Origin of the sequence: Halobellus inordinatus (assembly GCF_024464655.1) — an archaeon.
Taxonomy (GTDB): Archaea; Halobacteriota; Halobacteria; order Halobacteriales; family Haloferacaceae; genus Haloquadratum; species Haloquadratum inordinatus.
On the sequence record NZ_JANHAV010000001.1, the window covers coordinates 558398 to 582025 of the forward strand.

Genomic DNA, 23628 nt, shown 5'->3' on the forward strand with positions numbered 1-23628 from the left:
GGACAGTTAGCACTGACGGTTCTAATGGGGATCCTCCTCGTTGCCGTCGCCGCGTGGATCGCGCGGGTCGAAAACTGGCGCTCGTACAGCCCGATCGCTGGGGGCGGCGGGTACGGGCAGCAGGATAGCTACGTTTCCGAAGAGAAACCGTCTGGTATCATTCGCTGGTTAACGACAGTCGATCACAAGGACATCGGAATCCTGTACGGTGCGTACGGGCTCACGGCGTTCACCGTGGGCGGCCTGATGGTCGTTCTGATGCGGGTCGAACTCTTCGACCCCGGGATGTCGCTCATCTCGAACACGTTCTACAACTCGCTGCTGACGAGTCACGGCATCACGATGCTGTTCCTGTTCGGGACGCCCATTCTGGCGGCGTTCTCGAACTATCTGGTGCCGCTTCTGATCGGCGCAGACGATATGGCGTTCCCGCGGATCAACGCCATCGCGTTCTGGCTGCTGCCGCCGGCGGCACTGCTCATCTGGGCGGGCTTCTTCCCGCTTCCGGACGTGCTCCCGGCACAGACTGCCTGGACGATGTACACGCCGCTGTCGGCGGGTGTCGGAGCCGGTAATCAAGCGAACGCCGGCGTCGATCTGATGCTGCTCGGCCTGCACCTCTCGGGCGTCTCGGCGACGATGGGTGCGATCAACTTCATCGCGACCATCTTCACCGAGCGCGGCGACGAGGTCTCGTGGGCGAACCTCGACATCTTCTCGTGGACGATCCTCACGCAGTCGGGGCTCATCCTGTTCGCGTTCCCGCTTCTCGGCAGCGCGCTCGTGATGCTGCTTTTCGACCGGAACTTCGGCACGACGTTCTTCTCCGGTGAGGGCGGCGCGATCCTCTGGCAGCACCTGTTCTGGTTCTTCGGACACCCGGAGGTCTACATCCTGGTGCTCCCGCCGATGGGGATCGTGAGCTACGTGATCCCGCGGTTCTCGGGACGACGCCTCTTCGGGTTCAAGTTCGTCGTGTACTCCACGCTCGCGATCGGGGTGCTCTCCTTCGGTGTCTGGGCGCACCACATGTTCGCGACGGGCATCGACCCGCGACTTCGGGCCTCGTTCATGGCCGTCTCGTTGGCCATCGCGATTCCGAGCGCGGTGAAGACGTTCAACTGGATCACGACGATGTGGAACGGCCGGATCCGCCTGACGACGCCGATGCTGTTCTCGGTCGGCTTCGTCGCTAACTTCATCATCGGCGGCGTCACGGGCGTCTTCCTGGCGTCCATCCCGGTCGACTTAGTCCTCCACGACACCTACTACGTCGTGGGGCACTTCCACTACGTCATTATGGGTGCGATCGGCTTTGCGGTGTTCTCGGGACTGTACTACTGGTTCCCGCTGTACACCGATCGGATGTACCAGAAGACGCTCGCTAAGGCGCACTTCTGGCTCACGATGGTCGGGACGAACCTGACGTTCTTCGCGATGATCCTGCTCGGTTACGGCGGGATGCCGCGCCGCTATGCGACGTACCTCCCGCAGTTCGCGACGATGCACCAGCTCGCGACTGTCGGTGCGCTGCTGCTGCTGGCCGGACAGGTCATCTTCGTCTGGAACTTCGTCCAGTCGTGGCTCGAAGGGCCGAAAGTCGAGGACGGAGACCCGTGGAACCTTCGGGAATCCGGCCTCTACACGGCCGAGTGGGACTGGTACGACAAGAAACAGCAGACGGCGATCGCTGACGGTGGAGAAGAGAGTGACGAGACGGCGCTGACCGACGGCGGTCAGCCCGAAGGCGACGCGGACGACCGCGACGACGCCTGAATCGCTCGATCACTTCTTCACGTTTTTACCTTCGACTAGCGGCCGCGCTGTCGGTCGGTCTTCAGGTGTCGCGGCCAGCGCGCTACGTACGACTCTGCCCGTGGACTCGCAGTCCAAGAAAGGAGACTCGACCGGCGGTCTGTTAGACGGCGAGGAAGAGTCCGGTCGCGAACATCAGTACGGCGATTGCACCGAGGACGACTCCGAGGAGGTCCCTATCGCTCATATCACCTCTTCGGTGCGCGCGGTCAAAGGTGCGTCGGTTGGCTGGCAACGATCGTGAACGGGTGGCTTAACCGCCCGCGTCGCCGAGGGCAACGCGTGAGCGAGACCGACATCTCGAACCAGCCTGGCGACGACGGCCGCGAAGGCGACGCCGGTGGGCGCAGCGGGAGTCGATTCGTCCTCGGACTGTACGCCGCGCTCGTCGCCGTGGGGGCCGCGGTCGGATTTCTGACCGCGACGTTCGTCGAGGGGCTTCAACAGCCGATGTTTCTCTTCGTCGTCCCGTTTCCGGCGACGCCGCTCGGCTTCGCGGCCTTCGGCGGACTGACCCTCGCGCTCGTCCTCGGTGTCCCCCTCGCGCTCGTCATCTACGTCTCCCGCGAGATCGACAGCGAGGGCTAATCAGGGCGCTGTCCGCGCTCGTTGCCAGCGACGCGCTGGGAGCTTCCGGCCCCGCGACCCTTTTTATCCCAGGCGGCTGTAGTCCCACCGACGATGGACGTAGACGAACACGCCGAGGAGCTCGCCTCCGCCCTCGGGGTTGACAAAGCGGAGGTCAAATCCGACCTGGAGAATCTCGTATCGTACAGCGTCCCGATTGAGGAAGCCAAACAGAGCATCCGCCGGAAACACGGCGGCGACGACGGCGGCGGTGCGGCCCCGACGACGAAAGACGTCGCCGAAGTCACGACCGAGGACGGCAACGTCACCGTGACAGTCCGCGTGCTCTCGGTTGGTCGGCGCTCGATCCAGTATCAGGGCGAAGAGCAAGTCATCCGCGAGGGAGAGCTTGCGGATGCGACGGGGAAACTCTCCTATACGGCCTGGGAGGACTTCGGCTTCGAGCCCGGCGATTCGATCACCGTCGGCAACGCGGGAGTCCGCGAGTGGGACGGCGAACCGGAACTGAACATCGGCCAATCGTCGACCGTCGCAGTCGAGACGACACCGGTCGAAGTGCCCTACGAGATCGGCGGCGACACCGCTCTCGTCGACCTCCGATCGGGCGACCGCGGCCGCAACGTCGAGGTTCGCGTGCTCGAATCCGAGGAGCGCGCCATCGACGGACGGAGCGGGGAGACGACCATCCGTTCGGGCGTCGTCGCCGACGAGACCGGGCGACTGCCCTTCACCGACTGGCAGGCCCGCTCGGAACTCCGCGAGGGTCACGCATTCCGCTTCGAGGACGTGTACGTTCGGGAGTTCCGCGGCGTCCCGCAGGTGAACCTCTCTGAGTTCACGACTATCACCCCGCTCGCGCGCGAGGTCGAAGTCGACGACGACGCGCCGCGGATGCACGTCGCCGAGGCGGTCGCCTCCGGCGGCCTGTTCGACGTCGAACTCGTCGGCAACGTCCTCGAAGTCCGCGACGGCTCGGGACTCATCGAGCGCTGTCCGGACTGCGGCCGCGTGCTCCAGAACGGCCAGTGCCGGGTCCACGGCGACGTCGACGGGGAAGACGATATGCGCGTGAAAGCGATCGTCGACGACGGCACCGGGACGGTGACGGTGATCCTTGATCGCGAACTCACCGAGGACCTCTACGGCGGCACGATGGAAGACGCGATGGCGGCCGCCCGCGACGCGATGGACAAGGAAGTCGTCGCCGACGAGATCAGAGAGACCGTCGTCGGCCACGAGTTCCGCGTCCGGGGGAACCTCTCGGTCGACGATTACGGCGCGAGCGTCGAGGCGAGCGAGTTCGAGCGCTCGACGGAGGATCCTGCCGCGCGTGCGACTGCGCTGTTGACGGAGGTGCGGCCGTGAGCGACGCCGAGAACCGCCGTGAGGTGGCTCGACGCCTCTTCGCCGCGGAGTTCGACGACGCGACGCTCTCGTACTCTGAGGGCGAGGAGGAGCGCGCGCCCAACTACGTCGTGACGCCCACCGGCGCGCGGATCAACCGCCTGTTCGCCGTCGGCGCGCTCACCGAGGTCGAACAGGTCAACGACGACATCGTCCGCGGTCGGATCGCCGATCCGACGGGCGTGTTCGTCACTTACGCGGGCCAGTATCAGCCGGACGCAATGGGCTTTCTCGACCGCGCCGCACCGCCGTGCTTCGTCTCACTCACCGGGAAGGCGCGGACGTATCAGCCCGACGACTCCGATCGAATCTTCACGTCGGTCCGCCCCGAGAGCCTCAACGAGGTCGACGCGGACACGCGCGACCGCTGGGTCGTCGCCGCCGCGGAGGCGACGCTCGAACGCGTCGCGACGACCGCGGCCGCGCTGACGATGGACGTCCGCGGCGAGGACCTGCGCGCGGCGCTCGAATCGCGTGGCGTCGACGCCGCGCTCGCCCAAGGCGTCGCGCTCGCGGTCGATCACTACGAACCGACCGAACACTATCTCGAAGCCGTGCGGACGATGGCCGTGCAGGCGCTCGAACTGGTCGCCGACGAACGCGACTCCGTCGAGACGCCGTCGGTCGCCCCCGACGAAGCCGGACCGGACGAGCTCGGCCCGCTGCCGACCGTCGCGGCCGCGTCGGCCGCACCGGGAGACACTGCTGCGTCGGTCACGGCGGAGTCGGCTGCATCGACCGATACTGAGGCCGCAGCCGACTCCGTTGCTGCCGATGCGACCGAGTCGTCCGCGCCAGAATCCGCGGACGCGACGCCGGCGGACACGGCGCCGACGGACACGGCATCGGAGGAAGGCGCCGAAGCCACCGACACGGGCGCCGCCGCTCCCAGCGCGGAGACCTCTACGGCCGATACAGAGACCACCGGAACCGCGACCGACGCCTCGGAGACAACGACCTCGACGGATGCGGCGGACGCTGACATAGCGACCGACGCAGCCGACGCGGTCGACAGGGACGCCGGAACCGCAGACGCTGACGTCGGCGGCACGGCTGCCGACACGCAGGCGGCGCCAGACACAGGGTCGACCGAAACGGACGACTTGGGCGGAACGGACGATCTCGGCGACTTCGGCGCCGACGCCGGAGATGCTGATCCCGCTGACGAAGCGACGAGCGAGAGCGGGTCCGCCTCCGACTTCGAGACCGATTCGGAGTTCGGATCGGATACTGAGGCGGACGCCAGCGCCGCCGCCGGCACCGACGCTGGCCTCGACGAGGGCGAGATGTATGAACTCGACGAGGACGAGCGCGCAGAGATCGAAGCCGAGTTCGGCACCGAGTTCTCGACCGGCAACGAGGTCGACGAGCCCGGCGAAGCGGACATCGACGTGCCGGACGTCGACGAGCTGGAATCGGAAGGCAGTCCGGCCGAGGAGACGGCAGCCACGGCCGACGACACCGCATCGGACGCAGGCGATTCGCTCACGGCAGATGCGGACGACACAGCCCCTGCAGAGCCCGCTGCGGAGTCCGCCCCTGACTCCGCGCCGGAGCAGCCGTCCGCCGAACCGGACGCGGCTCCCGCGGCTGATGCCGACGACACCGCACAGGAATCGGCCGCTGACGTCGACCTCGAAGACGCCGCGGTGTCCGTGATGGCCGATCTCGACGACGGCGACGGGGCCGACCGCGAGGCCGTCGTCGCGACGGTCGTCGAGGAGTACGGCGTCGACCCAGACGACGTCGAGGACGCCATCCAGGAGGCGCTGATGAGCGGCCAGTGCTACGAGCCCGCCGAAGGGAGCCTGAAGGCGATCTGAGCCGTGCCGCGTGATTCCGGGGCGCCCGACGACGCCGACGCGGCCGCCGGCTCACTCGCCCCGACAGGGACTTCTGCGGACGGCTCCGCCGGCGGCGGCACAGCGCAGCGGCCGCTCGTCGAGCCCGTCCCGGGAGCCCCGGCCGCTGTCGCCCGCCTGGGTGACGAAACGGCGCTCGTCGTCGCCGACTACCACGCAGGCATCGAGGCCGGCCTCCGCTACGAGCGCGGCGTCGAACTCGACAGCAACGCGGCCGTCCGGCGCGTGCGCCTGCTCGGCCTCCTCGACCGGGTCGATCCGGATCGGCTCGTCGTCCTCGGGGACCTGGGCCACCGGATCGGGAACCCCGAGGGCGAGGAGGCCGACGAACTTGACGACCTGCTGGCGGCGGTTCTCGACCGCGTGCCCGTGACGCTCGTCCGCGGGAATCACGACGGCGGCGTCGCAGAGCGGTTCGGCTCGGACGACGGCGCGGGCGACGCGGCCGACGACCACCGCAACCGACTCACCGTCAGCGAAAGCGGCGGCGTCCGTCTCGGTCGCGTCGGCTTCGCCCACGGCCACACTTGGCCGTCCCGCGAGGTCGTCGAGAGCGACGTGGTCTGTATGGGCCACGAACACCCTGCAGTCCGGCTCGAAGACACTGTCGGCGGCGGGCGCAAAGAGCGCGCGTGGCTTCGTGGACCGCTCCGACCCGAGCCGTTCGCCGAGCAGTTGCATCTCGCTGTCGAAGACCTCGACTGGCACGACCCCGAACTCGTGATCGTGCCCGCGTTCAACGAGCGCTCGGGCGGGACGTGGGTGAACGTCGACGGCCAGGGATTTCTCGCACCGTTCCTCCCCGAGGCGCTCGTCGACGCCGACACCGACGCGTATCTCCTCGATGGCACACGGTTGGGGCCGTACCGATCGGTGTAGGTGTCGGCAGGCTGGGCCGGACGCGCCGCGCCCTACACTGCGCCCACGAGCACTCCCAGTGCGAAAAGAACCGCTCCCGTGACGGCCGCCACGACGACGAGAGTCCACTCCTCGGGGCCGCCAGCTCGCTCGGGCTCGACGAGCGCGTAGCCGGCGCCAGCAACGAGGACCGCGCTGCCGACGGTTCCGGCGACCGATCCCGGTTGTGACGCGCTGGCCGTCGGTGCGAACGTCGCTATCGAGAGCAGGCCGTACGTGAGGAGGGCGAGCCAGAACGTTCGTCGGGGACCCATACGACAACTGTCCGCTTCGCGGACAAAAACCGTCGTGGGTCGAACGCTGACTCCGGCTGCTGGTGTGGCACTTCGGTCCAGACTGGTCGGCGCCTCGTTTTTCCGTCTTCGGCGGCAATAATATGTATGCGAATGTCAAGCAAGGTGCTGCTCGCCGGCGTATTGGTGTTCGTGATTCCGCTTCCCGGAACGTTCCTCCTCGGCGGCCTCGTCGTCGCGCTCGGTGGAGGCCTTCGGTTGCTCGGCGAGTAATACTGTCGGACAGAAGTTCGTGAATCATGTTGGCACCCACGAGGTGCCGATACTTTTCACATCGTTCTGTCCGACAGTATAATAGGGATTATCGTAACTGTTCGGAGATTCTCGCCGTACTGTCCGGCGAGAGATCTATGAGGACGTACGATAATCCCTATAAGCAGTTCTCACCTGGGCGGCTCGGCGTCCGAACGCTGCCCTTAATCCGGTCGCGCCGGTAGTGAACGCGATGGCTGACGGCACGTCAGCGCAGGGGATGGACGCGTTCACGGCGCTCGGCGAGTCGGTTCGAAGGGCGCTCTCCGAGCGCGGATTCACGACGCCGACAGAGCCACAGCGCCGCGCGATCCCGCCGCTGGCCTCGGGGGAGAACGCGCTCGTGATCGCCCCAACCGGGACTGGAAAGACCGAGACGGCGATGCTGCCCGTCTTCGACGCGATCGTTCGCTCCGATTCCGAAGACCGTGAGGGGCTCTCCGCGCTGTATATCACTCCGTTGCGGGCGCTCAACCGGGATATGCGCCAACGGTTGGAGTGGTGGGGCGAGACCCTGGATGTAGAGATCGACGTCCGACACGGCGATACGACGCAGTATCAGCGGCAGAAGCAGGCCGACGACCCGCCGGACGTCCTCGTCACGACGCCCGAGACGCTCCAGGCGATGCTGACGGGCAAGAAGCTCCGCCGGGCGCTCTCGGACGTTCGCCACGTCGTCGTCGACGAGGTCCACGAACTCGCCTCCGCGAAGCGGGGCGCGCAGTTGACCGTCGGTCTCGAACGCCTACGAGAGCTTGCGGGGCCGTTCCAGCGGATCGGCCTCTCGGCGACCGTCGGGTCGCCCGCGGAGGTGGGGAAGTTCCTCACCGGCGACCGGGGCTTCGAGATCGTCGAGGTCGACGTCGGCAGCGATGTCTCCTTTACCGTCACACACCCCGAGGTGACACCCGAGGACGAGCAGTTGGCGGGCCAGCTCGCGACCGACGCCGAGATCGCGAGCCACGTCCGCGTGATTCGCGACATCGTCCGCGACAACGAATCGGCGCTGGTGTTCGTCAACACGCGTCAGACGGCGGAGGCGCTCGGCTCGCGGTTCAAGAAGCTCGACGAACCGATCGAGGTCCACCACGGCTCCCTCTCGAAAGACGTCCGAATCGACGTTGAAGACCGCTTCAAGGCCGGCGACCTCGACGCGCTCGTCTGCACGTCGTCGATGGAACTCGGCATCGACGTCGGGCGCGTTGATCACGTCGTCCAGTACGGGAGTCCGAGAGAAGTCTCGCGGCTCCTCCAGCGCGTCGGGCGCGCCGGTCACCGCCGCGACGAGGTCTCCCGCGGCACGCTCGTCACCTCTGAACCGGACGATACGCTCGAGGCACTCGCGATCGCCCGGCGCGCGGAGGCCGGCGAGGTCGAACCCGCGCGGATCCATCACGCCAGCCTCGACACCGTCGCGAACCAGATCGTCGGCGTCGTGATGGACGAGGGCGAGGTTTCGGCCCGTCGCGCCTACGAGCTCGTGACCGCCGCGTATCCGTTCTCGGACCTCGACGAGGAGACCTTCCGAGAGGTCGTGCGCGAACTCTCGAAGAACCGACTGCTCTGGCTCGAGGAGGACGCCGACCGCCTGGAGAAATCCGGCGGAACCTGGCAGTACTTCTACGCCAACCTCTCGATGATCCCCGACGAGGAGACCTACGAGGTCCACGACATCTCCTCGCGCGGGCAGATCGGTACGCTCGACGAGCGCTTCGTCGTCAACTTCGCCGAGCCGGGGGCCGCGTTCGTCCAGCGCGGCGAGATGTGGCGCATCAACGACATCGACGACGACGAGGCGCGAGTGAACGTCACGCCGATCGAAGATCCCAGCGGCGAGGTGCCCTCCTGGACCGGCTCCGAGATTCCGGTTCCGGCCCGCGTCGCGAACGAGGTGGGCGAGATCCGCGACGTTGCAGCCGGGCAGTTCGAGCGCGGCGCGTCGCGAGAGGCGGTCGCCCGCGATCTGAGCGCTCGGTACCCGACCGACGTCGACACGCTCGCGGCCGCGCTCGACCCGATCGAGCGGCAGGTCGAGACGGGCCATCCGATCCCGACCGCCGACCGGCTCGTCGTCGAAGGGCAAGCCCGGACCGTCGTCGTGAACAGTTGCTACGGGCACCGGGTGAACGAGACGCTCGGGCGGCTGCTCGCGGCGCTCGTCGGCCAGCGAACCGGCTCGTCCGTCGGGATGGAGGTCAGCCCGTATCGGATCGAACTCGAAGTGCCGACGCGTGCGTCCCTCCGCGACGTCACCGAGGTGTTAGAGACGACCGATCCGAACCACGTCGAAGCCGCCCTCGAACTCGCGCTGAAGAACTCCGACGCGCTGAAGTTCACGCTGGCGCAGGTCGCCGCGAAGTTCGGCGCGCTCAAGCGCTATCAGGGCCGCGAGCGCTTCGGCGCGGATCGGCTGCTGGCCGCGTTGGAAGACACGCCGGTCTACGACGAGGCCGTCCGGGAGGTCTTCCACGTCGACCTCGCTGTCGACGAAACTGCGGAGCTGCTCGATCGGCTCCGCGGTGACGAGACGGACGCTCGATTGGAGACGGCCCGCGAGCGTACCCCGATCGGGATCGGTGGCCGGTCCAGCGGGCGCGAACTCCTCGTTCCGGAGAACGCCGACGCGAGCGTGATCGAGGCCGTGAAAGAACGCATCCGGAACGACCGCGTGCGCCTGCTCTGTCTGCACTGTGCGGACTGGGAGCGGAAGACGAAGGTGCGTCGCGTCCGCGACCAGCCAGAGTGCCCCGAGTGCGGGGCGACCCGCATCGCGTGTCTGAACCCCTGGGACGAGGAGACCGTCACCGCGGTCCGCGCGGACGCCGACGACCGCGACGACGAGTCCGAGCGTCTCGTTCAGCGCGCGTATCGCTCGGCGAGCCTCGTTCAGAGCCACGGCAAACAGGCCGTCATCGCGCTCGCGGCCCGCGGCGTGGGGCCACAGACCGCCGCCAGAATCATCGGGAAGCTACGGGAAGACGAGGCCGACTTCTACCGCGACATCCTCGAACAGGAGCGCCAGTACGCCCGGACGCAGTCCTTCTGGGACTGATCTCGGTGGAAAGCGGTCGAACGCGAAATGTCGAACGCGGTCGCCCGCGACATCTCACGCCGACGGCTCGACGGCGTCGAGCGCTCCCTCGAAGTCCTCGCGCGTCAGGCGCACCTCGTCGGCGTGTTCGTTCGCGAGCTCGCCCTCGTAGGCGTCGGCGACGCGCTCGATCGCCCGCATCGACGCCTCGCGGACGACGGCGGCAACGTCAGCGCCGGAGTAGCCGTCCGTCATCGCCGCCAGCTCGTCGCGATCGATGTCGTCCGCGAGCGGTTTTCCGTCGAGGTGGACGTCGAGGATCTCACGGCGGGCCGCCTCGTCCGGGGCGGGGACGTGCACGTGCGATTCCAAGCGACCGGGTCGGAGCAGTGCGGGATCGAGCGCGCCCTTCCGGTTCGTCGCCGCGAGCACGACGAGGTTCGGCTGATCGGCGAGTCGGTCGAGTTCGGTGAGCAGTTGGGAGACGACGCGCTCGCCGACGCCGGAGTCGCCGCCCGCCGCGTCGCGGTTCGTCGCGACGGCGTCGATCTCGTCGAAGAAGACGATCGAGGGCGCGGCCTGTCTGGCGCGCTCGAACACCTCGCGAACCGCTTTCTCGGACTCGCCGACGTAGCGATCCAGGAGTTCCGGGCCGGCCACTTGGACGAAGTTCACACCGCTCTCGCCTGCGATTGCCCGCGCGAGGAGAGTCTTTCCAGTTCCAGGGGGGCCGTGTAGTAGTACGCCCGTCGGCGGGTCCGCCTTCGCGGCGTCGAACAGCGGGCCGTACGTCAGCGGCCACGTCACGGCGCGTTCGAGCGTCCGCTTCGCATCGTCGAGCCCACCGACGTCCGCGAACGTCGTCGTCGGCGACTCCGCGACGTACTCTCGCATCGCCGAGGGTTCGACAGCCGCCATCGCGGCCTCGACGTCGGCGCGAGTCACCTGGAGATCCGCGATGGGTGCGTTCACGTCCTCGCGGCGACCGCGACGCAGCGCGATCATCGCGGCCTCCGTCGTCAACGATTCGAGGTCGGCGCCGACGAAGCCGTGCGTCCGGGCGGCGAGGCGGTCGACGTCGACGTCGTCGGCCAGCGGCATCCGTCGGGTGTGGACTTCGAGGATCTCGCGGCGCCCCTGTTCGTTAGGGACGCCGATCTCGATCTCGCGGTCGAAGCGCCCGCCGCGCCGCAGCGCGGGATCGAGCGTGTCCACGCGGTTCGTCGCGCCGATCACGACGACGTCGCCGCGGGCGTCGAGGCCGTCCATCAGCGAGAGCAGTTGTCCGACGACGCGGTTCTCGACGTCGCCGCCGTCGTCGCGCTTGCCCGCGATCGAGTCGATCTCGTCGAAGAAGACGATCGCCGGCGCGTTCTCGCGGGCCTGCGCGAACTTCTCGCGGAGTTTCTCCTCGGATTCGCCCTTGTACTTCGACATAATCTCCGGGCCGGAGACGTCGATGAACGTCGCGTCGACCTCGCTTGCGACCGCCTTCGCGATGAGCGTCTTGCCGGTCCCGGGCGGGCCGTGCAACAGCACGCCTTTCGGCGGGTCGATCCCCAGATGTGCGAACACCTCCGGTTCCGAGAGGGGGAGTTCGATCATCTCTCTGACGAGGTCGAGTTCCTCGTCGAGGCCGCCGATGTCCTCGTAGGTGACTGTCGGCGTCGACCCCGACCCGCTCGTGCGACCGCGCTGGTCGTCGCCGGCGGCACTCGATGTGCCGCTGGTGGAGTCGCTCCCCGAGATCGAGGAGACGACGCGACTCAGCCTGCCTTCGCGCGTCAATCGGAGTTTCGTCGCGTCCGTGACGCGGACCATCCCGTCGGGGGTCGTCTCGCTCACGACGAACGGGTCGTCGCTCAGCGACTCGAAGTGGATCTGGCCCCCGGGTTTGATCGGCCGGTCGCGGATCGCCCGCTTTATCAGTTCGACCGCGCGCTCGTCGTCCTCGAAGGCGACGTCGCCCGGCATCGACAGCGTCACCGAGACGGCACCCTCGACGTCGACTTTCCGGACGCGAACAGTCTCGTCGATCTTCGCCCCGGCGTTCGCTCGGGTGTCGGCGTCGACGAGGACGACGTGGTCGGGCACGTCCCCGCCGGCCGGCCACACTTTCGCCACCGTTTCTCGCTCGCCTGCGACCACGACAGTGTCGCCGCTGAGGACGCCCAGTCGCCGCCGCGCCGGTTCCGGCAGCCGGGCGATGCCTCGGCCGGCGTCTCGCTTTTCGGCCCCGCGAACGGTCAGTTCGAGGCCCTCGTCCGCGCTCATACCTCTGCTTCGGCGCGCCCGGTCTTTTGTCTTGCCCGGGGTCGCCGGACGCCGCGGGGGAAGGGTTTTGAATCGTGGCATCCTCTCGCACGATATGGTGTCGACCGTCGAGCGGGACGGGCAGACGTGGTACCAGTGCGACGAGTGCGGACTGTTGCTCGACGACGAGACAGACGCGAAGGCTCACGAGGAGAACTGCGACGCGGAGGAACCGTCGTATCTGCAGTAAGCGGGGAGTGCTGGAGACGGTGAGCGACTCCGCCGAGCGGTGCGCCCCGAGCGCACGCGCCGCGTCGTAACCTCGATCACTGAAACAACAGCCAGCCGGCGGTCGCCACGACGACCGCGAGGATGACGAGGATGACGAGCGTCAGGAGGGCCTCGCCGACCGTCGTGATCACACCGAGGCCGACGACGAGCGCGACGACCGTGAGCGCGCCGAACGCCAGGCTCTCCCGGGGTGCGACGTCGGCTTCCGATACGAGACGCTGGGCCTCGTCGGCCGCCGAGCGCGCTCGTTGTTCCCACTCCGAGCGGTTAGATTGACGACGCCCGCCGGTGGTGGCAGACCCAGTCGCGTCCCGGCTCCCACCGCTGCGTGACACGCTGTTTCCGATGTCGGCCGTCGTATTCGTCGTCGACTGCGACGCCCTCGCATCGGTCGTCGACCCTCCAGACACCCCGTCTGTGCGCCTTTCGGCCGTGCCTGTGTCGGCCGTCGACGCTGCGCCGGTCGTCGATGCTGCATCATCCGCCCCGCTCGAAGCCGCCGACGCTTCCGGGTCCTGCGGCGTCCGCTCCTCCGCGCTCTCGACGCTCCGACGTGCGCTGTCGTCACCGCTCGGAGCACGCTGGCTGCTCGGAGAACGCCGGCCGCTCGAACCCCCAGACGAGTTGGCTTCGACGACGACGTTCACGTACTCCATCTCGGCGCCGTAGCCCGAGACGATCTTGAGTCGCCCGCTGACCTGCTCTCGGTCCGCGGCGACGCCGACCGGGATCCGGATAGTCTCTTCACCCTCGACGTAGTGGTTCACGGCGTCGATCCGCGCGACCTCCGAGAGGGCGTCGTCGAGGTGGATGTGGACGTGAACGGGGCCACCGGCGTTCCGGAGATAGATGTGAAACGGTCCGCTGACGGTGTGTGCGTCCGGTGCGTCGATCGCGTGGACTGTCTCCCCGTTCAGTTCCACCTGGAGCGACTCTGACACGTCGACAACGTCGACGCGAGCGTGTAAAAGCGTTCAGGTGACTTGGAGTCGGAGGGAACGGTCCCGATCATCGTCCGGTGTGAGGGGGCCGCCGCTCTGACAGAGTTTTATTGCCCAGTGACAGGAATGTGAAGACGATGGCGACGATCGAGGTCCAGGGATTGACGAAGGCCTACGGCGACACCCTGGCGAACGACGACCTCGAATTTTCGATCGAGCGCGGGGAGATATTCGGCTATCTCGGTCCCAACGGTTCCGGGAAGTCGACGACGATCCGGCAACTGATGGGATTCCAATCGCCGACCGCTGGCACCGCGACCCTGTTCGGCGCCGACATTCGGGATCAGGACGCGCTGCGCGAGGTGAAGTCACGAATCGGCTTTCTCCCCGGTGAGCCGGCGTTCAACGGCTCAGTCACGGGCGAAGTGTTCCTCGACTACCAGGCGCGACTGAAGGGCGACTCACGGCGCGCGGAACTGCTCGAACTGTTCACGCCGCCGCTGGAGCGGAAGATCCGCGAGTACTCGACGGGGAACAAACAGATGCTAGGGCTCGTCCAGGCGTTTATGCACGATCCCGATCTGGTGATAATGGACGAGCCCACGTCGGGGCTGGACCCGCTCAAACAGGAGGCGTTCAACCGATTTCTTCGTCGGGAGCGCGACGACGGACTGACGGTCTTCTTCTCCTCGCACGTCCTCGGTGAGGTCCGTCGCGTCTGCGATCGGGTCGGAATCATTCGAGAGGGTCGCCTCGTCACTGTCGAGACCGTCGACGACCTCCTCCAGCGCGGGGGCAAACGGGTCCGCGTGCACACCGATCCGCCGCTGACGAAAGCCGACCTCGGCCTGGGCGGCGTCGTCGACTTCGAGGCCGAGGGTCGACAGGCGCAGTTCACTTTCACCGGCGACTACGACGAACTGTTCGAGGCGCTCTCGCAGCATCGGATCGTCGACGTCGAGATCGACGAACCGCCGATCGAAGAGGTGTTTATGCACTACTACGGCGGGCCGCAGCGAACGGAGGAGCGCAACGATGCGGCTTGACACGGCCCGCTACGAGGCCAGACAACGCGTCCGGGGGTCGCTCGCGCTGGCAGCGCTGCTCGGCGCGTTCTCGATCCTTATCGTCTATCTCTACCCCTCGATCGCCGAGGCGGGCGCCGACATCGACGCGCTGATCGAGGCTTTCCCCGAGTCGTTTCAGGAGGGACTCGGCGTCGAAGCCTACTCGACCATCGAGGGCTTCATCGCCGCGGAACTGTATCAGTTCATCTGGATTCTCCTGCTCGGCCTCTATATGGCGTACGCCGCGGGCGGCACGTTCGCCGGTGACATCGAGTCGAAACGGCTCTATCTCGTCCTCGCGACGCCGGTGTCGCGAACGCGGGTCGTCGTAGAGAAGACGATCGCGCTCTTGACGCCGCTTTTGGTCCTCAATCTCGTGATTCCCCTCGTCGTTTTCGCCAGCACTGTCGCGATCGACTACCCGCTGGACCCGGTCTACCTGCTCGCGGTGCACGTGCTCTCGATTCCGTACCACCTCGTCTGTCTCGGCATCGGCCAACTGCTCTCGGTCACGTTCAGTCGCGGCAACACCGCGCAGTTGGGCGGCATCGCGACGGTCTTTCTGCTCTTTCTCCTCGATTCGGTCACTGTCGGCACCGACCTCGAGTGGCTCGGCGACGTCAGCCCGACGCGGTACATCGACCCGACGGAGATCCTGCTCCACGAGAACATCTACGTCGGTGACTCGCTCCTGCTTTTCGCTGTCACGCTCCTCCTGCTGTTTCTCAGCGTCGTTCGCTTCCACGACCGCGATATCTGACTGTCGTCGTCTGATCTGTGCGCCCTGACGACACATTTTAAATGGAATCGCGTGGTCTGTCTGTACGTTGACAACGTTTCGAGCCCCCCTCGGATTGGTCCTCCTGCTCGTCGTGGTGGCGGCGGTTCCGGTTCCGATCACCGCCATCGAGAACGTCACGGGTTCGCCGGACGTGTCCGTCCAGAGCCCGGACAACGCGTTCGTTCCGGGTCAGGAGGCGTCGCTTCCGGTCTACGTCTCGAACGAAGGGAGCCTGCAGTCGTCCGGCCCGGCCGAGTACGTCGCGCGCGTGACGACTGCCAGAGCGCTGACGCTGCAGGTGCGGAGCGGAGACACCCCGATCGAAGTGAACACGGCCCGATATCCGGTCGGCAACGTCCCCGAGGGGACGACCGGGCCGATTCCGGTCTCGATTACGGTCCCGGAGGACACGCCGCCGGGTACGTATCGGCTCCCGGTACGCGTCCGTTACAGCTACGCGCCGAAGGTCGAGTACGGGTCCGGGACTGACGGCCCCGAGTACCGATACGTCGACCTCGCGCGGACGCTCTCGCTCTCCGTCGTCGTCGAGGACCGTCCGCAGTTCCAGGTCGTCAACGTGTCCTCGACGGCCCGGGTCGGCAGTTACGGCCCGCTCTCGATGACGGTCCGGAACACGGGTACTGAAGCCGCCCGCGACGCCACCCTTCAGCTCAGTTCGCCGGACGACGAGGTCACGTTCGGCACCGGCGCTGCGAAGTCCGAAGCGTACTCCGGGGTGTGGGGGCCCGGCGAGAACCGGACGTTCCAGTTCCGGACGCGGTTCGCCCCCGACGCCCAGCAGCGCGAGTACCCGCTCAGGGCCTCCGTCTCCTACACCGATCCCGATGGCATCCAGCGCACGTCGCCGCCGTTGACGGCGGGCGTCACGCCGCGCGAGGAAGTCACCTTCGCCGTGGAGAACCTCACGAGCACGCTGTACGTCGGTGAGCCCGGGACGATCAGCGGGTCAGTCAGGAACACCGGTCCGGCCCCCGTCGACAACGCCGTGCTCGTCTATCGCTCGTCGAACCCGAACGTCGTACCGGTCGATACGGAATCCGCGCTCGGCCGCCTCGGACCGGGCGAACGGAGCGACTTCACGTTCGAAGTCGACGTCGCGGCGGACGCGACCGCGACCGACCGGCAGTTGAATCTCTCCGTGCGGTATCGCGACGCGCAGAACAACCGCCAGGTGAGCGACGAACTCGAACCGACGGTGCCGGTGCTGCCCGAGCGCGACTGGCTGGCGGTCACGCCACGAAACGCCACGTTCGGCATCGACACGGACAATCGGCTGACGGTCCGCGTCCGCAACAGGGAAAATATGACCCTCTCCGACGTTCGTGCCCGACTCGAAACCGAACCGCCGTTCTCCTCGGAGGCGCGGACGGCGTACGTCCAGCGGCTCGACCCCGGCGACACAGAGACGCTCGCGTTCGCGGTCACGGTCTCCGAAGACGCGGTGCCGACGCGCTCGTCGGTCTCGGTGAACGTCACGGCCGAGCGGCCCGACGGAAAAGAGATCGTCCTCGACTCCTACGTGGTTCCGGTGACCGTCGTCGAGGAGACCAGCGCGAGCGATACGACGCTTCTCGCGGCCGGCGTGCTCGTCGTCGTGCTCGTGCTCGGCGTCGGCTGGTGGTGGCTCAACAGGCGCTAGGCGGCGGCAGAAACGGGTGTCGACGAGAGCGGAACTCGGTTACTCTTCGTCGCGCATATCCGGCGGCAGCAGATTCGGGATGCCGTCCTCGATGGGGTAGACCTCGCCCGTGACAGTGCCGACGAGTCGACCCTCGATGATCTCCTCGCCGTCGCGTTCGTCGACTTCGAGTTCGAGGTCGCTCTTGTCGAGGGGGTCACAGAGGATGTCCATCAGTGACTCTTTCATCACGCTACGAGAGGAAAGCGGCGGTGAAAAGGCTACGGGTTCGCCGACAGTACTCGGCGTGCGCCGAGCACTATCGGGCTACTGCTGGAAGGGGTTCTCCAGTTCGATCGTCTGTGCGCGGTCGGGACCGACGCCGACGGCGTAGATCGGTGCGCCGACCTCCTCGGAGAGATAGTCGAGGTACGCCTGTGCGTTCTCCGGGATCGCATCGTAGCCCTCGTCGGCGACGGCCGACCAGTCGACCTCCGGCCACGGCTCGAACTCGCGGAGGTTCGGTTCACACTCGCCCCAGCGCTCGGTCGTCGCGGGCATCGTGAGCAACTCCTCGCCGTCGAGGTCGTAGGAGTGGCCCACCTTCACCTCCTCGAGGCCCGCGAGGACGTCGATGTGGTTCACGGCGAGGCCGGTGAAGCCGTTCGTGCGAGCGGCGTGGCGTAGCATCGGCACGTCGAGCCAACCGATCCGGCGCGGCCGGCCGGTGACGGTGCCGAACTCGCCGCCCTTCTCGCGGATGTAATCGGCGAGGTCCTCGTCGTCGCCGGTCAGTTCGGTCGGGAGCGGTCCGGTGCCGACGCGCGAGAGGTACGCCTTGACGATGCCGACGACTTCCCCGCGGCCGACGACCGTGGGGCCGACGCCCGTGCCGGTCGCCGCGCCGCCCGCGGTCGGGTTCGAGGAGGTGACGTACGGGTAGATCCCGTGGTCGATGTCGATCGAGGTACCCTGTGCGCCCTCGAATAAGACGTTCTCGCCGTTATCGACGTGCGAGCCGAGGAACTCCCCGGCGTTGACGGTCATCGACTCCTCTTGCAGGCGCTCGCCGATCGCCTTGTACTCCTCGAAGACGGCGTCGACGTCGAACGCCTCGCCGGCCTCGACGCCGAAGACGTCCTCGGCGAGAGCGCGCTTCTGGGGGACGACGTATTCGAGACGCTCGCGGAGGACCTCCGCATCGAGCAGGTCGCCGACGCGAATCCCGCGTCGGCCCGCCTTGTCCTCGTAGGTGGGGCCGATGCCGCGGCCGGTCGTGCCGGCGTCGAGGTCGGAGTCGGATTTGGCCTCCTCCTCGATGCCGTCGAGCACGCGGTGATACGGCATAATGACGTGTGCGCGTCGCGCCACGCGGACGTCGGGGTCGAGTCCGCGCTCGCGGAGTTCGTCGATCTCGTCGAACAGCGTGTTCGGGTTGACGACGCATCCGTTGCCGAGCACGCCGACCTTGTCGCGGACGGCGCCGCTCGGAACCAGCGAAAGCTTGTATTCGTCGCCGTCTTCGACGACGGTGTGGCCGGCGTTGTCGCCGCCCTGATACCGGGCGACCACGTCGGCGTCGCCTCCCCACAGGTCGACGAGAGCGCCCTTGCCCTCGTCGCCCAGTTGGGAGCCGACGATCGTGACGGTCATACACGGCGGTTCTGCGCGCCCCGTGAAACCCATTACGGTCCGCCGCCGCGAGATGGTCACGAAAGTGGATACCACTGCGGGAGTATCGACGCACCTGCCCACCTCCGTGTAGAACAGGGCGACCCACGAGTCGTGAGAGACGCACCGTCCGTTTTCTGAGTCTGTGCCGCCGCCAGCGACTCCCGACCCGAATCGTTAATTACGCTCCCATTCGTACGGTGTGATACCCACTGTGCCGCGTTTTGTCGGGGGAGAGGGTAACATTTAAATCCTGCCCAGACAAGTTAACAGATGACATGATAGACCGACTCGAAAAGGAAGTGGATATGCTTGAACGGCATTTGCAGGTCCTGAAAATGGTCATCGAGAGCGAACCGATCGGGATCGTGAAGATGTCGAACGAGACTGGCTACCCACACCACAAAGTCCGCTACTCGCTGCGCGTCCTCGAAGAGGAGAACCTCATCGAACCGTCCAGCCAGGGTGCGATCACGACCGAGCGGACCGCCGAATTCGTCGACGAACTCGACGAGAAACTCGATCAGATCGTCGACAAGCTCGACGAGATGAAGATCGAAGAGGCCGTCGAAGTCGAAAGCTGAAACCGTAACCGTCCCGCCCACGTCTCGTCTCTGTCTCGTTTTGCTTACAGATCCGGGACGTTCAGGTGGAACTCCCCGTTTCGCGCCTCGACCAGACAGAGGTGGTAGCCGCGCTTTCGCGAGAGTTTCACGTGCGAGAGCTTCTTCGACCGCGAGAGCAGGCCGCCGCCCGTCTCCTCGGAAACCGTCTCTAACGCACCGGGCTCGTAGAACGACTCGGTGACGTAGAAGCCCGCCGCCAGCGACTCGTCGTTCGAGGCGATCGTGCCCGTGTTCTCGACCAGCGAGCCGACCATCGCTTCGGTGGTCGCGTTCCGCGAGGCGTTGATGTCCGCGACGAACAGCGGATCGCCCATCTTGTCCCGGAAGATGACGTCGAAGTCACGCTGCTCGACGCCGTCGGGGGTGTCGACGCCGACGGTCCCCGACAACTCGACGCGGTCGATCTCCGGGATCGCGTCGAAGACGCCCGCGAGCCCAGACTGATTGCCGGTCTCGCCGATCTCATAGAGGAGATCCGTCACGACCCACTGTGCGAAGGCGTACTCGGTGCTGTCGTGGAGGAACGCCTCGTATGGCTGCCCGTCGACGGCGAGCCCCCCGGTCTCGAAGGTGGTGTGGTGTTCGAGCCGGAGGTTGTCGCTGACGTCGGCCCGCGACGCCGCGCCGTCGTGGGCGTGCTCCAGCGTCGCCTCGCCTTTCCGGTCGTAGCGGACGAAGAGGTTCGTCCCCGAGAGCGCCTGGTCGACAGACATCGATTGTGAGGGAGCGCCGCCGGTGTCGCCGCCCAGCCGTTCGAGTTCGCTCTCCAGGCGCTCGACTTCTGCTTCGAGCGTCTCACGTTCGGCTTCGAGCTCCTCGACGCGCTCGCGGTACTCCTCGCGTTCGGCTTCCAGTTCGTCGATCCGCTCGCGCTGTTTCGTTCGCGCCTCGGCGAGTTCGTCGCGCTCGGATTCAAGGGACTGAACGCGCTCTTTCGCTTTCGACAGGCGCTTTTCGAGCCGTTCGACGTTCGGCTGTTCGCCCCCCGCTGCTGAGCGCGCGCTCGCCTGTGTGGTCGATCCCGAGTCCGCCGTTTTGGAGGCGCTCGATCGGTCCTGGGCGGCTTTCTGTGCGGTCCGCTTTCGCTGCATCTGCGCGGCGCGTTCGCCCGCCGATCGGCGATCCTGCTCGGCGCTCGCGGCCTGCGCTGTCGTCCCGTTCGAACTCGACTCGCTGGGGTCGAGCGACGGGATCGTCTTCGCCTCCCGCCAGCGTTCCTCGTCGGAGAAGACCCCGTCTGCGGCGGCACCTTTCTGCGTCGGTCCCGCGACGGTGGCATCGCCCGTGTCGCCCGCACCCGACGCCGTCTCAGAGGATGGCTCCGACGGCTGGCGGTCGTCCGGCCGTGTGGCTCTAGAGCCGGTGTCAGTCGCGTGTCCGTCTGCGGCACCCGTCTCTCCTTCCGCCTCGGTGCTGTCCGCAGTCCGGCCCTCGGGAGCGGTAGCGCCGGGTGAGTCAGTGCTCGCAGGGTCGCCACCCCGGGGAGCGTCCGATGGCTCGCTGGCTTCCGCGTCCGCCGTCGCCGGTCCCCCGTCGGAACCGTCGTCCGTCGGGGCGTCGTCCGCTGTCGGGGTATCTGCTGTCGATGCCTCGCCCTCTGCTGTCGGGTCGTCTGCTGTCGCGTCGGCTGCAGAGCCGGGAGCTGCCGCCGCATCAGGATCCGCTGTCGCGGTCGGCTCCTCGTCGTCGGCCGCTGCCGTCGCGTCGTCGGCGGTCTCTGTCGCGTCCTCGCTGGCTCCGCTCTCCGTACCCGACGCGTCGTCTTCATCCGTCTCCGCCTCGTCGGTCGCCAGTTCCGGGATGTCGACGATCTCGACGTCGACGTCGACGACCTCGTAGATCCCGACCTCGTCGGCGGCCGTCTCGAAGGCCTCATCGCCCGTGACGAGCCGTTCGGAGCTCCCGACGAAGGCGGCGCTCATCGACTTGCCCCCGTGGTAGACGACGTAGTAATCCCCCGAGAGAACGTTTTCCGAGAGCTCGATGTAGCCGGTGAATCCGCCGTTCGAGAGCGTCTGGTCGGCGTCCGAAAGCGGTGTCTTGTTCGTGTAGTACCTCGCCTGTGTCTCTCCCCCGCGTTCCTGCATCGAAAAGAGCAGCGGGAGGCTCGGGTCTGCCGCGCGGTACGCGGTCAGCTCAGCGTCCTCGAAGTCCCCGATTTCCCCCTCGAAAACGCCGACGACGCGGCCGTTCAGGAAGAACGCCCACGCCATCCCGGCAGAGACGGCTCCGCTGAACTCCGCGTCCGCGAGCTCGTGGAGCCCCTCGTATCCGTCGGGTGTGGCGACCGTCTCCCAGTCGGTCACCACATCAATAGTTCGACTGTTCATCCCTGTGTGTATCACAGAATCCAGATCAAATACTTTCCGGAGAGCTAGGCCCTCGACCGGCAGGTGCCAGGTACACGGGCGCAGGCTCCCGATCTCGCGAACCGGCGTCAGACGATCGTCGGACGCCCCGGGCACTCTCCGGCTTCGGACGGATCTGCGACGGCTGCTTCGGCGAACTTTTCCTCTCGGGCCGTAAGCCACTGGTATGGCAGACGGTTCGACCTGGTCGCCCTCGGAGGCCCAGCGACGGCTCGGTCTCTACGTCGGCATCGCGGTCGGTGCCATCGTGTTCTACACCGTGCTCTACCGATGGACGATGGCGGCCTTCGAGGGCGTCACCGTGGGCTGGGTCGAATCGGCGCACATCGTCGTGGAGACGTTCACGACGACGGGCTACGGGGAGGACGCGAGCCTCTGGAGTGCGACCCCGACGTACCTGCTCTCGATGGCGATGCAGTTCACCGGCGTCGCGCTCATCTTCACGACGCTGCCGCTTTTCGTCGTCCCGCTCGTGGAACGGGCGCTCGAACGCAACCCGCCGCGGGAGACGTCGCTGACCGAGCACGTGATCGTCACGCCGCTCACCGCCCACGGCGAGATCCTCATCAGCGAACTCGAGTCGAAGGGAATCGCTTATCTCGTGCTCGAACCGGACCGTGAGCGCGCTCGCGAACTCCACGGCGAGTACGAAGTCGTCCACGGCGACCCCGAGTCGGTGTCGGATCTCCGCGCGGCGAACGCCGACGCTGCGGTCGCCCTCGTCGCCGACAGCGACGACCAGACGAACGCCAGCGTGGTGCTGACGGCCGAGCAACTGGATTCAGACGTACGGATCGTCAGCCTCGTCGAGGACCCGGACGTCGCGGACTACCACCGATACGCCGGGGCCGACGACGTCGTCCTCCCGCGGCAGTTACTCGGCGAAAGCCTCGCGCGCAAGGCCGCCTCGCCAATCGTTCCAAGCGACGACGCGATCCCGCTCGGCGACGGCTTCGAGATCGCGGAGGTATTGATCCACCCCGACAGCAAGCTCGAAGGCCGGACAATCGCCGAATGCGAGGTCGGTCGGCGGACCGGCGCGAACATCATCGGGCTGTGGTCGCGCGGCGAGTTCGTCACGCCGCCCTCCCCGCACACGGTCCTCGACGGTCGCACCACGCTTCTCGTCACCGGCCGGGAGGAACAGCTCTCGCGACTCAGAGAGCTGGCTCGCTCGGAGGCGCGACGGCACCGGCAGGGGCGAGTCGTCGTCGCCGGTCACGGCGAAGTCGGCGCGACGGCCGCCGAGGCACTGACCGACGCGAACGTCCCGCACGTCGTCATCGATCAGCGAGACGAGTCCGGCGTCGACGTCGTCGGCGACGTTACCGACCCCGAGACGCTTCGTCGAGCGGGGATCACCGACGCCGAGAGCGTCCTCATCGCGCTCGACGACGACACGACCGCCATCTTCGCGACGCTCGTCGTCGAACGCCTGGCTCCCGACGCGGAGATCATCGTCCGGGCCAACGACGCCGCCAGCGTCCCGAAGATCTACCGGGCGGGCGCGGAGTACGTCCTCGCGCTCTCGACGGTCAGCGGGCGGATGCTGGCGTCGAACCTCACCGACGAGGAGGTCATCGCGCCGCAGTCACAAGTCGAGATCGTTCGGGTCGACGCGCCCGGTCTGGCCGGTATGTCGCTCGCCGACGCGGACGTCCGCGCCCAGACCGGGAGTACCGTGCTGGCGGTCGAACGCGGCGACGACCTCCGGACCGACGTCGGCCCGGAATTCACCCTACAGTCGGGCGACACGGTCGTCGTCGCCGGGACCGACGACGCCGTCAATCGCTTCAACGAGACGTTCGGCTAATTCGGCCAGCGGCG

At 67.1% G+C, this 23628-nt stretch carries 19 protein-coding genes; 13 read left to right on the top strand and 6 right to left on the bottom strand.

The window, feature by feature from the left end; genetic code table 11:
- Window positions 1-24: 24 nt before the first annotated feature.
- From NO347_RS02890 to NO347_RS02910, 5 genes are all read left to right on the top strand, one after another.
- The gene (locus NO347_RS02890) at window positions 25-1776 is read left to right on the top strand and encodes a cbb3-type cytochrome c oxidase subunit I (RefSeq protein WP_256288420.1); all 1752 of its coding nucleotides are present in this window, start codon (window positions 25-27) and stop codon (window positions 1774-1776) included.
- 336 nt (window positions 1777-2112) lie between these two features.
- Window positions 2113-2403: a DUF7520 family protein gene (locus NO347_RS02895; RefSeq protein ID WP_121568424.1), complete on the top strand. Its 291-nt coding sequence runs from the start codon at window positions 2113-2115 to the stop codon at window positions 2401-2403.
- A 93-nt stretch (window positions 2404-2496) separates the two neighbouring features.
- Window positions 2497-3768, top strand: a complete 1272-nt coding sequence (locus NO347_RS02900; RefSeq protein WP_256288177.1) for a Single-stranded DNA binding protein — start codon at window positions 2497-2499, stop codon at window positions 3766-3768.
- Window positions 3765-5630: a hypothetical protein gene (locus tag NO347_RS02905; protein WP_256288178.1), complete on the top strand. Its 1866-nt coding sequence runs from the start codon at window positions 3765-3767 to the stop codon at window positions 5628-5630. Before NO347_RS02900 ends, NO347_RS02905 begins: the two co-directional genes overlap by 4 nt.
- A 156-nt stretch (window positions 5631-5786) precedes the next feature.
- Window positions 5787-6548 carry a metallophosphoesterase gene (locus tag NO347_RS02910; RefSeq protein ID WP_256288421.1) on the top strand — a complete coding sequence of 254 codons (762 nt, stop codon included), beginning with the start codon at window positions 5787-5789 and terminating at the stop codon, window positions 6546-6548.
- 32 nt (window positions 6549-6580) lie between these two features.
- Here NO347_RS02910 and NO347_RS02915 read toward each other — a convergent pair whose 3' ends face one another.
- Window positions 6581-6841 carry a hypothetical protein gene (locus tag NO347_RS02915; protein WP_256288179.1) on the bottom strand — a complete coding sequence of 87 codons (261 nt, stop codon included), beginning with the start codon at window positions 6839-6841 and terminating at the stop codon, window positions 6581-6583.
- 126 nt (window positions 6842-6967) lie between these two features.
- Between NO347_RS02915 and NO347_RS02920 the strand changes: the two genes are divergently transcribed.
- Together NO347_RS02920 and NO347_RS02925 are read left to right on the top strand one after the other, a co-directional pair.
- Window positions 6968-7093 carry a hypothetical protein gene (locus tag NO347_RS02920; RefSeq protein WP_256288180.1) on the top strand — a complete coding sequence of 42 codons (126 nt, stop codon included), beginning with the start codon at window positions 6968-6970 and terminating at the stop codon, window positions 7091-7093.
- A 232-nt stretch (window positions 7094-7325) separates the two neighbouring features.
- Window positions 7326-10184 (top strand): DEAD/DEAH box helicase, encoded by a 2859-nt coding sequence (locus NO347_RS02925; RefSeq protein ID WP_256288181.1) that lies wholly within the window; start codon window positions 7326-7328, stop codon window positions 10182-10184.
- A gap of 54 nt (window positions 10185-10238) precedes the next feature.
- Here the strand turns inward: NO347_RS02925 and NO347_RS02930 are convergent, their stop codons facing one another.
- Window positions 10239-12437 (bottom strand): AAA family ATPase, encoded by a 2199-nt coding sequence (locus NO347_RS02930; protein ID WP_256288182.1) that lies wholly within the window; start codon window positions 12435-12437, stop codon window positions 10239-10241.
- Window positions 12438-12531: 94 nt separating this feature from the next.
- Between NO347_RS02930 and NO347_RS02935 the strand changes: the two genes are divergently transcribed.
- Complete coding sequence (locus NO347_RS02935; protein WP_255410140.1) at window positions 12532-12666, top strand: DUF7128 family protein; 135 nt, start codon at window positions 12532-12534, stop codon at window positions 12664-12666.
- A gap of 76 nt (window positions 12667-12742) precedes the next feature.
- Here NO347_RS02935 and NO347_RS02940 read toward each other — a convergent pair whose 3' ends face one another.
- The gene (locus NO347_RS02940) at window positions 12743-13648 is read right to left on the bottom strand and encodes a DUF7524 family protein (protein ID WP_256288183.1); all 906 of its coding nucleotides are present in this window, start codon (window positions 13646-13648) and stop codon (window positions 12743-12745) included.
- 137 nt (window positions 13649-13785) lie between these two features.
- Between NO347_RS02940 and NO347_RS02945 the strand changes: the two genes are divergently transcribed.
- The 3 genes from NO347_RS02945 to NO347_RS02955 all read left to right on the top strand — a co-directional run bounded on the left by NO347_RS02945 (window position 13786) and on the right by NO347_RS02955 (window position 17156).
- Window positions 13786-14694, top strand: coding sequence for an ABC transporter ATP-binding protein (locus NO347_RS02945; protein ID WP_256288184.1), 909 nt, complete (start codon window positions 13786-13788; stop codon window positions 14692-14694).
- On the top strand, window positions 14684-15475 hold the full coding sequence (locus NO347_RS02950; protein WP_256288185.1) for an ABC transporter permease: 792 nt from the start codon (window positions 14684-14686) through the stop codon (window positions 15473-15475). The genes NO347_RS02945 and NO347_RS02950 overlap by 11 nt, the downstream gene beginning before the upstream one ends.
- Window positions 15476-15542: 67 nt before the next feature.
- Window positions 15543-17156, top strand: a complete 1614-nt coding sequence (locus NO347_RS02955) for a COG1361 S-layer family protein (protein ID WP_256288186.1) — start codon at window positions 15543-15545, stop codon at window positions 17154-17156.
- A gap of 39 nt (window positions 17157-17195) precedes the next feature.
- Here the strand turns inward: NO347_RS02955 and NO347_RS02960 are convergent, their stop codons facing one another.
- Both NO347_RS02960 and NO347_RS02965 read right to left on the bottom strand, forming a co-directional pair.
- On the bottom strand, window positions 17196-17384 hold the full coding sequence (locus tag NO347_RS02960; RefSeq protein WP_199722983.1) for a methytransferase partner Trm112: 189 nt from the start codon (window positions 17382-17384) through the stop codon (window positions 17196-17198).
- A gap of 78 nt (window positions 17385-17462) precedes the next feature.
- On the bottom strand, window positions 17463-18788 hold the full coding sequence (locus NO347_RS02965) for an adenylosuccinate synthase (RefSeq protein WP_256288187.1): 1326 nt from the start codon (window positions 18786-18788) through the stop codon (window positions 17463-17465).
- Between the two features lie 296 nt (window positions 18789-19084).
- Here NO347_RS02965 and NO347_RS02970 point away from each other — a divergent pair, with 296 nt between their 5' ends.
- Entirely contained in the window at window positions 19085-19390 is a 306-nt protein-coding gene (locus tag NO347_RS02970) for a hypothetical protein (RefSeq protein WP_049985358.1), read from the top strand.
- A 44-nt stretch (window positions 19391-19434) separates the two neighbouring features.
- Here the strand turns inward: NO347_RS02970 and NO347_RS02975 are convergent, their stop codons facing one another.
- The gene (locus NO347_RS02975; RefSeq protein WP_256288188.1) at window positions 19435-21762 is read right to left on the bottom strand and encodes a DUF7527 domain-containing protein; all 2328 of its coding nucleotides are present in this window, start codon (window positions 21760-21762) and stop codon (window positions 19435-19437) included.
- 205 nt (window positions 21763-21967) lie between these two features.
- On the opposite strand from NO347_RS02975, the gene NO347_RS02980 reads away from it, so the two are divergent.
- Window positions 21968-23614 (top strand): potassium channel family protein, encoded by a 1647-nt coding sequence (locus NO347_RS02980; protein ID WP_256288189.1) that lies wholly within the window; start codon window positions 21968-21970, stop codon window positions 23612-23614.
- Window positions 23615-23628: the final 14 nt, after the last annotated feature.